Here is a 249-nt window from a genome sequence, read left to right as displayed (position 1 = left end):
AACGAATTCGCTGATGGCAGCGCTCGTGGACCATTTCATTGATGCCTGTAGCAGCGCGACCAACAATAGAGCTGCTGAAATCGCCGAACTCGGCAGCTTCTTGCACGCACTGCAGCAGGAGTTCGAGATTGGCATCATCACGCTGAATTACGACAACGTGTTCACGCAAGCTGTCCAGGGGCTCGATACCGGCTTCAACAGCCAATGCCAATTCGACCCGATGTCTGTCTTCTCTAGGTCGGCGTGGAA

At 54.2% G+C, this 249-nt stretch carries 1 protein-coding gene; it reads left to right on the top strand.

Annotated elements, in window-relative coordinates; translation table 11 throughout:
• Positions 1 to 249, top strand: a 249-nt coding sequence (locus SB847_RS21810; protein WP_410578800.1) for a hypothetical protein, incomplete at both ends; no start/stop codon positions are given.

The sequence above is a fragment of the Bacillus sp. SIMBA_026 genome (assembly GCF_046535335.1).
Classification (GTDB): domain Bacteria; phylum Bacillota; class Bacilli; order Bacillales; family Bacillaceae; genus Bacillus; species Bacillus velezensis.
The sequence above is the reverse complement of the archived record's forward strand: the minus strand, read 5'-3'. Positions and strand labels throughout refer to the sequence as shown.